The sequence below is a fragment of the Roseomonas mucosa ATCC BAA-692 genome, from assembly GCF_000622225.1.
GTDB lineage: Bacteria > Pseudomonadota > Alphaproteobacteria > Acetobacterales > Acetobacteraceae > Roseomonas > Roseomonas mucosa.
On the sequence record NZ_JHWD01000002.1, the window covers coordinates 365772 to 378575 of the forward strand.

General features: G+C 72.8%; 11 protein-coding genes. 7 read left to right on the plus strand and 4 right to left on the minus strand.

The genetic code is table 11. The annotated features are described in order from the left end of the window. The first annotated feature begins 69 nt into the window (after positions 1-69). Positions 70-816: a hypothetical protein gene (locus BT98_RS0104285; RefSeq protein ID WP_126281839.1), complete on the plus strand. Its 747-nt coding sequence runs from the start codon at positions 70-72 to the stop codon at positions 814-816. A gap of 12 nt (positions 817-828) precedes the next feature. Here the strand turns inward: BT98_RS0104285 and BT98_RS0104290 are convergent, their stop codons facing one another. Then, complete coding sequence (locus BT98_RS0104290) at positions 829-2064, minus strand: MFS transporter (RefSeq protein ID WP_019461508.1); 1236 nt, start codon at positions 2062-2064, stop codon at positions 829-831. A 245-nt stretch (positions 2065-2309) separates the two neighbouring features. On the opposite strand from BT98_RS0104290, the gene BT98_RS0104295 reads away from it, so the two are divergent. The 4 genes from BT98_RS0104295 to BT98_RS0104310 are packed head-to-tail and all read left to right on the plus strand — an operon-like array spanning position 2310 to position 5514. Then, positions 2310-2870 (plus strand): CvpA family protein, encoded by a 561-nt coding sequence (locus BT98_RS0104295; RefSeq protein ID WP_019461509.1) that lies wholly within the window; start codon positions 2310-2312, stop codon positions 2868-2870. A gap of 14 nt (positions 2871-2884) precedes the next feature. Continuing rightward, a complete protein-coding gene (gene purF / locus BT98_RS0104300) occupies positions 2885-4381 on the plus strand; it encodes an amidophosphoribosyltransferase (protein ID WP_019461510.1) in 1497 nt (498 codons plus the stop codon). Between the two features lie 36 nt (positions 4382-4417). Next, a complete protein-coding gene (locus BT98_RS0104305; protein WP_019461511.1) occupies positions 4418-5206 on the plus strand; it encodes an SDR family NAD(P)-dependent oxidoreductase in 789 nt (262 codons plus the stop codon). Beyond that, positions 5203-5514, plus strand: coding sequence for a hypothetical protein (locus BT98_RS0104310; RefSeq protein ID WP_019461512.1), 312 nt, complete (start codon positions 5203-5205; stop codon positions 5512-5514). Before BT98_RS0104305 ends, BT98_RS0104310 begins: the two co-directional genes overlap by 4 nt. A gap of 28 nt (positions 5515-5542) precedes the next feature. Here the strand turns inward: BT98_RS0104310 and der are convergent, their stop codons facing one another. The 3 genes from der to BT98_RS0104325 form a co-directional block, all read right to left on the minus strand. Continuing rightward, a complete protein-coding gene (gene der, locus BT98_RS0104315; protein WP_019461513.1) occupies positions 5543-6907 on the minus strand; it encodes a ribosome biogenesis GTPase Der in 1365 nt (454 codons plus the stop codon). Between the two features lie 237 nt (positions 6908-7144). Next, entirely contained in the window at positions 7145-8482 is a 1338-nt protein-coding gene (locus BT98_RS0104320; protein ID WP_019461514.1) for an outer membrane protein assembly factor BamB family protein, read from the minus strand. Positions 8483-8487: 5 nt separating this feature from the next. Then, positions 8488-9138, minus strand: a complete 651-nt coding sequence (locus BT98_RS0104325; RefSeq protein ID WP_026033266.1) for a tetratricopeptide repeat protein — start codon at positions 9136-9138, stop codon at positions 8488-8490. A 421-nt stretch (positions 9139-9559) separates the two neighbouring features. On the opposite strand from BT98_RS0104325, the gene BT98_RS23215 reads away from it, so the two are divergent. Then, positions 9560-11065, plus strand: a complete 1506-nt coding sequence (locus tag BT98_RS23215; RefSeq protein WP_162175647.1) for a paraquat-inducible protein A — start codon at positions 9560-9562, stop codon at positions 11063-11065. After that, positions 11062-12792, plus strand: coding sequence for a PqiB family protein (locus tag BT98_RS0104335; protein WP_237719378.1), 1731 nt, complete (start codon positions 11062-11064; stop codon positions 12790-12792). The genes BT98_RS23215 and BT98_RS0104335 overlap by 4 nt, the downstream gene beginning before the upstream one ends. Positions 12793-12804: the final 12 nt, after the last annotated feature.

A 12804-nucleotide genomic window follows, 5' to 3' on the forward strand; every position in this document is an offset into this window, starting at 1 on the left:
CGCCCCACGGGCCCGGAGCGGCATCCGGCCTATCCCGGAACAGGTGGCACTTCCTGTATGCTGCGCCGCGTGACGCGCACCCCCCGCCCCTTCCCGTTCCTGTCACTCCTTGGGCCGCTCCTCAGGCCATCCTCCGGCCTGCTGGCGGCCTCGCTGGCCCTGGCCGCCTGTGGCGCCGCGCCGCCCGCGCGTGAACCGGCGCGCCTCGGCCTGAGCGACGTCGCCGCGACGGCCATGGCCCTGGCGGGACGGCTGCCGGCAGAGGAGATGGGCTTCGGGCAGAGGCCGCCCCCCGCCGGGGCGCTGGAACGCCTCTCCCCCGCCGTGCTGCTTGCCTATTACCAGCGGGCGGGTGCCGGGGCTTCCGCCATCACGGCCCTGCTCGACCTCCCGCCCTCCGACGAGATCGCACCCGGTCCGCCGGATGGGATCGAGGCCCCGGAACTGGCCCTCTTCCTCGAAACCCGGCGCCGCGTCGTCACGGCGGGCGAAATCCTCGAAGGCCGGGACACGAGGGGCCGCCTCTTCACCGCCCGCGCGCGCGGCACGAAGGTCGGCCTGCGCTGCGCCGCCGTCCTCGCCTCGGGCAGCGGCGCGCCCGACCGGCAGCACGTGACCTGTGCCCGCATCCTGGGGCGGCGGATCGTCCTCGTTTCCGCCGTGGCCCGCGCCGGGCCCGGCCGCGCCGGCGAGACGGAGGCCATGCTCGTGGCCTTCAGCGGCCGCCTGATCGCGGCCCTGATGGGCCTGGGCAAGCCCCCGGCGCCGGAGAATGCCGACCCCTTCCTGCTTTCTCCGCCCGCCTCGCGCACCTGAGGCGGCGGCGCCTCAGGCTTCCGGCAGGGGCTTGAGCACCGCGAGGCGGAAGGCGACCAGCAGCGCCACCAGCAGCATCGCCCCGACCATGGCCACCACGCCCGGCCAGGCATGGCTGGCCCAGGCGAGGCCGCCGAGCGAGCCGGCGACGCTGGAGCCCATGTAGTAGCAGAAGAGGTAGAGCGAGGAGGCCTGCGCCCGGCCCCGCCGTGCCCGTCGCCCGACCCAGGAGCTGGCGATGGAATGCGCGCCGAAGAAGCCGAAGGTGGTGACGGCGATGCCCAGGATCACCACGGCCAGCGAGGCGGACAGTGTCAGCAGCACCCCCGCCAGCATGGCCAGCACGATGGCCCAGAAGACGCGCCGCCGCCCCAGCCGGTCGGCCAGCCGTCCGGAGACGGTGGAGCTGACAATCCCCACCAGGTAGACGGTGAAGATCATGCCCACCACCGCCTGGCTGAGCCCGAAGGGCGGGGCGAGGAGGCGGTAGCCGATGTAGTTGTACACGGTCACCAGCCCGCCCATCAGCAGGAAGCCCTCCAGGAAGAGCCAGGGCAGGCCGGGGTCGCGCAGATGCACCAGGAAGTTCGCCACCAGCTCCCGCGGGCGGGCGCTGCGCGGGGCGAACTGGCGCGACGGGGGCAGCAGCCGCCAGAAGGCGACCGCCGCCGCGAGGCCGAGCAGCCCGATCACCCCGACGGCCAGACGCCAGGAGCCGAGATCCGCGATCAGCCCGGTGATGACGCGCCCGCCCATGCCGCCCAGCGCGCTGCCGCTGATGTAGAGCCCCATGGCATAGCCCGAGGATTTCGGGTGCACCTCCTCGCTCACATAGGCCATGGCCACGGCGGGCAGGCCGGAGAAGGTGATGCCCTGCAAGGCCCGCAGCAGCAGGAACTGGTGCCAGGACGGAACCAGCGCCGAGATCACGGTCAGGATCGCCGAGACCAGCAGCGAGAAGAGCATCACGGGCTTGCGCCCCATCGCCTCGGACAGGGTGCTGGCCACCAGCATGGAGACGGCGAGCAGGCCGGTGGTGAGCGAGAGCGACAGGCTGGCCGAGGCGGCGCTGACCCCGAACTCCTCCGAGAAGACCGGCATCAGCGGCTGCACGCAGTACATCAGCGCGAAGGTCGAGAAGCCCGCCGCCAGCATCGCCAGGTTCACGCGCCGGAACTCGCGCGTCCCGCCCTCGATGAAGGCCGGGGGCGCCGGGTCATTCTCAGTGGGAGCGGTGTCGTCTGTCATGCACGGCTGTCCCGTTTCCGGCCGGACGGGGTCCGGCCACGGGCGCCGGCGGCGTCCGGACGAACCTGCCCTGGTTGCGGTCCGGCACCCGGTCGAGAGGTGCCCGCGCCAGGATGACGCCTCTCGCCGCGTCGCGCCAACCCGCGCGGCCCCGTTCCGCCTCCCGCCCCGCGCATGGGTCCGCCCCCTGCCCCGGCCCGGCCCGGCGTGGTGCGGCGGGCCGGAGCCTGCTAGGAAACGCCGCCATGACCTGGGCCGATGGCGCCATCCTCCTGATTCTCGGCGTTTCGGCCATCCTGGCCTATTCGCGCGGCTTGGTGCGGGAAGTCCTGGGCGTCGGCGCCTGGGCCGGTGCCCTGGTCCTGGCTTTCGTGATGCTGCCAGGAATGCGCTCGGCGCTGGGCGCGGCGGTAAGCCCCGCATGGCTGGCGGATGTCGTGGCCGTGGGATCGGTCTTCGTCATCGCCCTTATCATCCTGAAACTGTTGATTGCCTGGGTGGCCCGCGCGGTACAGTCCTCGGTGCTGGGCGGCGTGGACCGCGCGCTCGGCACGGTGTTCGGAATCGCGAGGGGTGCATTCCTCGTCGTGCTCGCCTACATCCTGGCCGGACAGCTCCAACCCGTCACGGAACGCTGGCCCGAGGCCCTGCGCGATGCCCGCGCATTGCCTTTCGTGGCCCAGGGCGCGAAGTGGCTGGTCGGCCAGCTTCCGCCCGAGTACCGCCTGCGCGTGCCGGATGCCCCGGCCCGCCCGCTGCCGCCCATGGAGGACCTGTTGCGACCGCCCGCGCGCAACCGGACCTGAGGATTGATTGTCGCATGGATTTCACGACCAACCCTCTCGCGCCGTCCAGCCCCGAAAGGGACGAGGATGACGGCTTCCACGAGGAATGCGGCGTCGTCGGCATCTGGAACGCCCAGGATGCCGCCGCCCTGGCCGCGCTGGGCCTGCACGCCCTGCAGCACCGGGGCCAGGAGGCGGCGGGGATCGTCACCCTGGCGGAAGGCGGCCAGTTCCATTCCCACAAGGGCCGTGGCCTGGTGGGCGACAATTTCGGCGATGCCAAGGTCATGGCCGCCCTGCCCGGCCGCGCGGCGATCGCCCATAACCGCTACGCCACCACCGGCGAATCGGCGCTGCGCAACGTGCAGCCGCTCTATGCCGATTTTGAATTCGGCGGCCTTGCCGTGGCGCATAACGGCAACCTCGTGAACGCCTACCAGCTCAAGCGCGCCCTGGTGCGCCGCGGCTGCCTGTTCCAGAGCACCACGGATTCCGAGGTCTTCGTCCACCTCATCGCCATCAGCCTCTATTCCACCGTGCTGGACCGGCTGATCGACGCGCTGAAGCAGGTCCAGGGCGCCTATTCGCTGGTGACGCTGCACGAGGGCGCGCTGATCGGCGCGCGCGACCCGCTGGGCGTGCGGCCGCTGGTGCTGGGCCGCCTCGGCGGGCCGGAAAGCAATTCCTGGGTGATGGCAAGCGAGACCTGCGCCCTGGACATCGTCGGCGCCGAGTTCGTCCGCGACATCGAGCCGGGCGAGGTGGTGATTGCCGACGAGAAGGGGCTGCGCTCCATCCGCCCCTTCGGCAAGCAGCCCAGCCGTTTCTGCATCTTCGAGTACATCTATTTCGCCCGGCCCGATTCGGTGATCGAGGGCACCTCCGTCTACAACACGCGCAAGCGCATCGGCGAGGAACTGGCCCGCGAATCCGGCGTGCCGGCGGATGTGGTGGTGCCGGTGCCCGACTCCGGCGTCCCGGCGGCCATGGGCTATGCGACGGAAGCGGGGATCCCCTTCGAGCTCGGCATCATCCGCAACCATTATGTGGGCCGCACCTTCATCGAGCCGACCGACCAGATCCGCCACCTGGGCGTGAAGCTGAAGCATTCCGCCAACCGCACCATGATCGAGGGGCGGCGCGTGGTGCTGGTGGACGATTCCATCGTCCGCGGCACGACCAGCAAGAAGATCGTGGAGATGGTCCGCCAGGCGGGTGCCACCGAGGTCCATATGCGCATCGCGGCGCCGCCGACGACGCATCCCTGCTTCTACGGCATCGACACGCCGGACCGTGACAAGCTGCTCGCCGCCAACAACAACGTCGAGGAGATGGCGCGCTTCATCGGCGCCGACAGCCTGGCCTTCATCTCGCTGGACGGGCTCTACCGCGCGCTGGGGCATGAGGGGCGCGACAAGCGTTCGCCGGGCTATTGCGATGCCTGCTTCACCGGCGATTATGCCATCCCGCTGGCAGATCTGCAGGAGGCGCCGGAGCGCGCCCCGGCCCTGATCGCCGCCAACGGAGCCTGATCCCTCCCCCCAGCTCGCCCCCCGGCACGAGGCCCCATGAACGGCACGATCGAGGAGACGCCACCGCCGGAAGGGCTGCCGCCCAGCCCAGCCCCCGCGGCGGAAGCGGGGCGTCCCCTCGCCGGCCGCGTCGCCCTGGTCACCGGGGCCTCGCGCGGGATCGGCGCCGCCGTGGCGCTGGAGCTCGGCCGGATGGGCGCGCATTGCGTGCTGGTCGCCCGCACCCAGGGCGGGCTGGAGGAGATGGACGACGCCATCCGGGACGCCGGCGGCGAGGGCGCCACCCTGCTGCCCTTCGACCTTGCCAAGGGCGCCGAACGGATCGATGCCATCGGCCCCTCGGTCTATGAGCGCTTCGGCCGCCTGGATATCCTGGTCCATGCCGCGGGCTCGCTCGGCACGCTGACGCCCGCCGGCCATATCACGCCCCGCGACTGGGAGGAGACGGTGGGGGTGAACCTGACCGCCGCCTGGAGGCTGATCCGCACCTGCGACCCGGTGCTGCGCGCCTCCGATGCCGGGCGCGCCGTCTTCCTCACCACCCGCCGCGTGGCCGAGCCGAAGGCCTACTGGGGGGCCTATGGCGCCACCAAGGCGGGGATGGAGCACCTGGCCCTGACCTGGGCGCAGGAGGCCGCCATCAGCGCGCTGCGGGTGAACCTGGCCGATCCGGGCGCCGTGGCGACGCGGATGCGGGCGCGGGCCTATCCGGGCGAGGATGCCGCCACGCTGCCGAAGCCCGCCGATGTGGCCCCTGCCATCGCGGCGCTCTGCCTGCCGGGGGAGATGCGGAACGGCGAGGTGATACGGCTGGGGGATCGGTGAACAGGACGCTGGCGGCGGGCCTCGGCGGCCTGCTCGTGCCGATCCTGCTGATGGGATGCACACCCCCGCCGCCATCCGGCCCACCGGAAGCCCCTGCCGCCAGGACGGCGGAGGGACCGGGAGGCGGCGGCTGGGAACCCGCCCCGACCATCACGGCCCCGCTGCAGCCGCAGCGGGACAACGGCCGGCGCGGCCTCAGCGTCAGCCGCTCGTCCCTGCTGTCCGGCACCGGGACTCGCGGTGCCATGGGCTGGCCCGACCGGTATCAGGGGGATCTGGGCGGCGCGCCCCACCGTCCGCAATACTGATCCTGATGGGCCGGCTGGTGGCGAAGCGCTACTCCGCGTCCTCGTAGGGATTGGTCGTGCCGCGCATGTGCAGGCGGATCGGCACGCCCGGCATGTCGAAGCTCTCGCGGAACAGGTTCACGAGATAGCGCTTGTAGTCCTCCGGCAGCAGCTCCGCCCGGGTACCGAAGACGGTGATGGTTGGCGGCCGCGCCTTGGGCATGGTGCAGTAGCGCAGCTTCAGCCGCTTGCCGCCCACCAGCGGCGGCTGGTGCTTCGCCAGCGCCTCCTCGAACCAGCGGTTCAGCGCGCCCGTCGGGACACGACGGTTCCAGCGCTCATAGACCTCGCGCACCGTGGGCATCAGCTTCTCCACGCCGCGCCCGGTGGCGGCGGAAAGCGGCACCACCGAGATCCCCTTCATCTGCGCCAGCGAGGCCGTCAGCACGTCCTCCAGCTTCCGCCGGGCGGCGTTGCGGTCCTCCACCGCGTCCCACTTGTTGTAGGCGATCACGACGGCCCGACCCTCGCGCTCGGCGAGGCGTGCGATGCGCAGGTCCTGCTCGTCCATGCCCAGGTTGGCGTCCAGCACCAGGATCGCCACCTCGCATTCCTTCAGCGCCGCGATGGTGGCGCCGGTGGACATCTGCTCCAGCCCCTCATGCACCCGGGCACGGCGCCGCAGCCCGGCCGTGTCCACCAGCCGCACCCTGCCGCCGGTCTCGTCGATCCATTCCGAGGCCACGGCGTCGCGGGTCAGGCCGGGCTCCGGCCCGGTGATCATCCGCTCCTCGCCCAGCAGGGCGTTCAGCAGGGTGGACTTGCCGGCATTGGGACGGCCGACGATGGCGATGCGCAGCGGGCGGTTGCGGCGGGCCTCCTCGGTGTCGGGCTCCTCCTCGTCCTCCGCGGGCGCCCAGTCCTTCAGGCGCGCGGCCACCTCGTCATGCAGTTCGCCCCAGCCGTCGCCATGCTCGGCCGAGACCGGCAGCGGCGAGCCCAGGCCCAGCTCATAGGCCTCCAGCGCATTGGCGGCGCCGGTGCGGCCCTCGGCCTTGTTGGCCAGCACCAGCACCGGCCGCTCCTGCCGCCGCAGCCAGGTGGCGAAGGCACGGTCCGACGGGGTGAGGCCCGCCCGGGCATCCACCACGAAGAGGATCAGGTCCGCCTCGCGCAACGCGGCCTCGGAGGAGGCGCGCATGCGGCCGGGGATGGTGTCGGGCGGCGATTCCTCCAGCCCGGCCGTGTCCACCACGGTGACGTCGATGCCGCCGATGCGGGCCTCGCCTTCCTTGCGGTCGCGGGTCACGCCCGGCGTGTCGTCCACGATCGCGGTGCGTCGGCCGACCAGCCGGTTGAACAGGCTCGACTTGCCGACATTGGGCCGTCCGAGGATCGCGATGCGCGGCTTCATGCCGTGGTCCTTATGCTCTGCGGCCAATGCCGCGCCGGTCCGGAAAGCCGGGCCTGGCGCGCCGCTTCCTTATAGTCCCTTGATTCGGCCCTGTGGCCGCGCCGGACAAGGGGTGATGCGCGGTCCCTGCCCAGCGAAAAGGGGCGGCGCGCCGCTTCGGCGCGCCCGGCCGCCTGTCGCGCCGGTCCCCGGCCGCACCCTCCCGGGCGGCACGCCGCGTCGGGGGCCGCGGCGCCCTCAGCCGCGCAGCGCCGCCAGCGTGCCGTCGTCGCTGAGCACCAGCACGGCGCCCCCGGCCGTGGCCGGGGCCAGGGTGACGGGGCCCGGCAGGGACAGGCGCCCGGCGATGGCGCCGTCATTGACGCCCACGATCAGCGCCTCGCCACCGCTGCCCGGCACCAGGAGCTGCCCGTTGGCCAGCAGCGGCGCCGCGAAGCGCGCGGGTTCCGGCACCTTCCTGCCCGCCGGGGCGGGCGGGTTCAGCTCAGTGATCCAGCGGACCTGCCCGGTGTCGCGGGTCATGGCGACCAGACGCTGAGTGGCGGAAACGAGGAAGATCCAGTCTCCCGCCACGGCAGGGGTCACGCCGCCGCCGACATTGCGCTCCCAGAGCCGCCGGCCGGAGCGGAGGTCCACCACCATGGTGGTGCCGCCCATGCCCAGCGCGATCACCCGCCCGTCCGAGATCACCGGCAGGGCATGCACCCCCGCGATGTCGGCGATGCCGCGGTCCACCCCCGGCGCCGCCGAGAGCGCCTCGGTCCAGACCACGCGGCCATCGGCGGTGCGCAGGGCGACCAACTCGCCCGACGGGAAGCCGGCCACCAGCGTGTCGCCCTCCACCGCCGGGGCGGCGAGGCCGAGCGGCACGGCGCTCACCTGCTGCCCCTGGAAGGACCAGAGCTTGTGCCCGTCCTCGGCCGAGAGCGCGTTCAGCTGGTTGTCCAGCGTGAGGACGAAGATCCGCCCTTCCGCCACGGTGGGGGCGCCGCGCATCGGCGCCGACAGGCGCGTGCGCCAGCGCAGCGTGCCGTTGCCCGCGTCCAGGGCGATCACCTCGGCCATGCCGGTGGCGATGTAGAGCGTGCCGCCGTCAAAGGCGCAGCCGACGCCCAGCGCGCCGACATCGTCATCCTCCGGCCGGGTGTCGAAGCGCCAGCGGCGCCCGCCCCGCGCCAGGTCCCAGGCCGAGACCACGCCATAGGCATCGGAGGCGAAGACCGTGTCGGCCGAGGCGATGGGCCCGGTCGTCATGCGGCGGCGATAGGCCGTACCGGTGCCGACCGAGCCGCTCCAGGCCTGCCGCAGCCCCTCCAGCCGCAGCGCGGCATGGCCGGGGGAATGGTCCAGCGTCCCGCCGGCCTGCGGCCAGTCGGCGATGGGCGCCGGGGGCGGCAGGTCCACCGGCCGCGCGGCCAGGCCTTCGTCCACCGAGACGGGCTTCTCCATCTCCAGCACCGAACGCCGCTCGCCCGGCAGGATGTCCTTCCGGCTGGCGAAGATGTCGTCCAGCGTGTCGCAGCCGGCCAGCATGCCGGTCGCCGCGAGCAGGGCGGCGCGCCGCGTGATCGTCATGCGTGTCATCCCTCTAGTCCGGCCGCCAGCCGTGCCGCGCGGTCGCGCAGGCCCTGCGGCGCCGTCTCGTCCGCGGCCAGCGCCTGGAGGGTCTTGCGCGCCTCGTCCTTCTGCCCCTGACGCAGCGCCACCAGCCCCTGCATTTCCTGCGCCGAGTAGCGCCAGGGCTTCGTGGCGCCGGACAGCGGCGCGACCCGGCTGGCCAGGGCGCCCGGGTCCTCGGAGTCGAGGCCGTGCATCACCCACATCAGCGAGGCAAGCTCGCGATAGACCTCCCCGGCCTTCGGGTCCTGCGCCACGGCGTCCCAGAGCGCCAGGGCGGCGGCACGGTCCCCGGCCTCGGCCTTCAGCGCGGCGGCCCGCAGCCGTGCCAGGGTGCGGTATCCGTCGGGCGCCGCGGAGGCGATCTGGGCGAAGCGGTCGCCGAGGGCGGCGGGATCGGCGCCCGGCTGCTCGGCGGCACGGCTGGTCTCCAGGAACAGCGCGGCGGCCTGCTCGGACTGGCGCGACTGGTACCAGCGCCAGCCCTGCCAGCCGCCGGCCCCCAGCGCCGCCACCAGGGCCACGACTCCCAGGGCGCTGCCCCAGCGCAGGGCAAGGCGGCGCATGCGCTCGGCGCGCACTTCCTCCTGAAGTTCGTCGAAGATATCGGACAAGGCGGTCCCGTCCCCCAGGCAAAGGCGGCGGTCCATATACCCTCCATCCCCCCGCCCGTTAAGCCCGGCCTCCACGCCCGGCCCGACGCGCCCTTCCTCCGGCCATTCTTCCGGCCGCCCTCCGCGCACTCCGGCGGCCCGTCCTGGCGGCCCGTCCTGGCGGCCTCCACCGGCAGCCCTGGCGGCACCGATCCCTGGCCGCCCGCGCCGGCCCGCATCCGGCGGAGGCCCGGCACCTCTTCGGAAGGTGAGGCACCGCGATGCTGGACAGGCCGGGGGGAGGAGGCTACCCGGATCGGCACTCGCCCATGCAACCGGAAGATCCACCCCTGGCCCTGCCAACCCGCACAGCATGCGCCGGGGCCATCCCGCGCTCCGCATGGCGGGCACCCGATGGTTCCATGGACCGCGCGGCCCGCGGATGACCGCACGCCTCCACGAATGCCCGGATTGCGGGCTGCACCTGTGCCTGCCCGCCCTCGGCCCCGGGATGGAGGCCCGCTGCTCCCGCTGCGCCCGGGTGCTGCGGCGTCACCGGGTGAACGCCTTCTCCGCCCCGATGGCCCTGTCCCTGGCCGGCATCGTCCTCTACGCGATGATCCTCACCATGCCCTTCCTGGGCCTGAACCTGCTGGGGCGGGAGCGGGTGAGCCTCGTGGATTCGGGGGTCTTCTCCTTTGCCCAGGACGGGTTCTGGGGGTTGTCGGGGCTGGTCTTCCTGGTGCTGGTGGTGGTGCCCGGGCTGCAGCTCGTGCTGCTGCCCACCGTGATCCTGGGCCTGCACATGCGGGCGCCGCCGCCGGGGCTGCACCGGCTGTTCCGCTGGTACATGGCGCTCGACCCCTGGATGATGGTGGAGGTCTTCCTGTTCGGCGCCCTGGTCTCCTACACGAGGCTGGTGGACCTCGCGCATGTGGAGATCGGCCCTTCCGCCTATGGCATCGCCGCGCTATCCCTGGTGCTGGTGGCGCGCAACGCTTCGCTGGAGCCGCAGGTGGTCTGGGACCGGCTGGAGGAGCGCGGCCTCGTCGCCGATCCCGGCGCCCTGCGACGGGGAGACGCCGGGCCGGAGCCCGCGGCCGTGGCGGCCCCTGGGGCGGCCCCTGGAGCGGTTCCTGGGGCGGTTCCTGGGGCGGCCTCCGCCCCGTCCCGTGCCTTCCGGGCCGAGGCCGTGGCGGCGCCCGCCCCCGGAACGGCCACCGGCACGTCCGCTCCGATCGCCTGCCACCGCTGCCACCGCCTGGACCACGCGCGCCCCGGTGCGCCCTGCCCGCGCTGCGGCAGCCGGCTGCACCGGCGCAAGCCCGACAGCGTGAGCCGGAGCTGGGCCCTGATAGCCGCCGCCTTCATCCTCTACCTGCCGGCCAACTACTATCCGGTGATGCGGATCGTGACCCTGGGCCAGGGCGGTCCGCACACTATCCTGGGCGGGGTCATCGAGTTCGTCGAAACGGGCTTCTGGCCCCTCGCGCTCATCGTCTTCCTGGCCAGCGTGGCGGTGCCGATGCTCAAGCTGGTCGGGCTGATGGTCATGCTCACCAGCATCCGGCGCCGCTCCGCCCGCCACCTGCTGCGCCGCACCCAGCTCTACCGCGTGGTGGAGGCGATCGGGCGCTGGTCGATGATCGACGTCTTCGTGGTCTGCGTGCTGATCGCCCTGGTGCGCTTCGGCATGCTGGCCGAGATCACCGCCCAGGTCGGCGCCGCCTGCTTCGCCGGGGTCGTGGTGGTGACCATGGTGGCGGCCGAATGCTTCGACCCGCGCCTGATGTGGGATGCCGCCGGCTCCCCGGCCCAGGACCCCGACGCGCCCCGCCGCTGGCGCGGCGAGGCCGGTGCGGACGCCTCTTCCCCGGATGGCCCCATGCGGGCCGGACACCCTTCCGCCGGTCCCGCCGGGGCCGCCAGCCAGCACGGAGCCGCATGAGCGGAACAGAACCCCCGGCCGACGGCATGTCGCGCGAGCCGATCCCCGGCCAGCGCCCCGACGATGCGCGCGAGGCCCGGGTCCGGCACCGCCGCTTCTCCATGATCTGGCTGATCCCCATCGTGGCGGCGCTGGTCACCGGCTATCTCGGCTGGCGCACCTTCTCCGACCGCGGGCCGCTGATCACCGTCAGCTTCGGCAATGCCGACGGGCTGACCGCCGGGCAGACGCCGGTGCGCTACAAGTCCGTGCAGGTCGGCACGGTGGAGAGCATCCATCTCACCGGCGACCTCCGGCGCGTCGAGACCCGCATCCGCATGGACCGGATGGTCGGCGGCCATATCAACGAGCACAGCCGCTTCTGGGTGGTGCGGCCGCGCTTCAGCGGCGCCAGCGTCTCCGGCCTGGAGACCATCGTGTCCGGCAGCTACATCGAGTTCGACCCGGGCGAGCCGGGCGCGGAGCAGCGCCGCTTCACCGGGCTGGAGAACCCGCCCGGCCGCCGTTCCGACGAGCCGGGCCGCGACTTCGTCCTGCGCGCGCAGCGCCTGGGCTCGATCGACCGGGGCTCGCCGGTCTTCTTCCGCGATGTCGAGGTCGGGCAGGTGCTCAGCTACAACCCACCCGAGATCGATGGCAGCTTCACCCTGCACGTCTTCGTGCGGGCGCCTTACAGCGAGTATGTGCGCAAGGGCTCGCGCTTCTGGAACGCCTCCGGCGTCAGCTTCCGCCTGGGTGCGGAGGGCGTGCGGGTGGAGCTGGAAAGCGCCCGCGCGCTGCTCGCCGGCGGCATCGCCTTCGACACCCCGCCGCAGCTGCGCGACCAGCCGTCGGCGCCGGACGACGAGAGCTTCACCCTCTACAGCGACCTGGAGGCTGCGATCGCCGCGACCTCGGAGAACCGCCTCACCTTCCTGATCTATTTCGACGGATCGCTGCGCGGCCTCTCGCCCGGCGCGCCGGTGCTGCTGCGCGGCGTCCGGATCGGCAGCGTCCTCGACGTCAACCTGGAATACGACCAGGCGGAGGACCGCTTCCGCGTGCCCGTCCATATCGCCATCGAGCCGGAGCGGATCTCCTTCCCCGCCGGACGCCCGAAGCGCGAGGTGCGCGCGATGGCCGAGGAGATGGTGGCCAAGGGCCTTCGCGCGCAGCTCACCAGCGGCAGCCTGCTCACCGGACAGCTCCTGGTCTCCATGGACTTCATGCCGGATGCGGCGCCTGCCTCCGTGCGCATGGAGGGCGAGGAGATCGTGCTGCCCAGCATCGGCGGCGGCACCGACAACATCATGGCGGCGGTCAGCAGCATCGCCGGCAAGCTCGACCGCTTCCCGATCGAGGAGATCGGCAAGAACCTGAACGGCACCCTGGCCTCGGTGAACGGGGTGGTGGGCGGGCCGGAGCTTCGCAACGCGCTCAACGCGCTCAGCAGCAGCCTGGGCTCGGCGCGCGACCTGATCCGCAAGGCGGACAGCGGCATGACCCCGCTGCTGCGCCGCCTGCCCGCCATCGCCGACAACCTCGACCAGACCGTGGCCCGCGCCAACACCGCCGTCCGTTCCATCGAGCGCGGCTATGGCGGCGATTCCGAGGTGAACCGCGAGATGGAGCGCCTGATGTCCCAGCTCACCGACACCGCCCGTTCCGTGCGCCTGCTGGCCGATTTCCTGAACCGGCATCCGGAAGCGCTGATCCGCGGCCGGGCCGGCGCCGCCACCGAGCGATAGGAGCGGCGCCGC

Bases quoted from the DNA above. Each gene is read 5' to 3' on its own strand.
- purF (WP_019461510.1), top strand. From the start codon at position 2,885: ATGGATTTCACGACCAACCCTCTCGCGCCGTCCAGCCCCGAAAGGGAC.
- der (WP_019461513.1), bottom strand. From the start codon at position 6,907: ATGAAGCCGCGCATCGCGATCCTCGGACGGCCCAATGTCGGCAAGTCG.
- BT98_RS0104290 (WP_019461508.1), bottom strand. From the start codon at position 2,064: ATGACAGACGACACCGCTCCCACTGAGAATGACCCGGCGCCCCCGGCC.
- BT98_RS0104295 (WP_019461509.1), top strand. From the start codon at position 2,310: ATGACCTGGGCCGATGGCGCCATCCTCCTGATTCTCGGCGTTTCGGCC.
- BT98_RS23215 (WP_162175647.1), top strand. From the start codon at position 9,560: ATGACCGCACGCCTCCACGAATGCCCGGATTGCGGGCTGCACCTGTGC.
- BT98_RS0104320 (WP_019461514.1), bottom strand. From the start codon at position 8,482: ATGACGATCACGCGGCGCGCCGCCCTGCTCGCGGCGACCGGCATGCTG.
- BT98_RS0104305 (WP_019461511.1), top strand. From the start codon at position 4,418: ATGAACGGCACGATCGAGGAGACGCCACCGCCGGAAGGGCTGCCGCCC.
- BT98_RS0104335 (WP_237719378.1), top strand. From the start codon at position 11,062: ATGAGCGGAACAGAACCCCCGGCCGACGGCATGTCGCGCGAGCCGATC.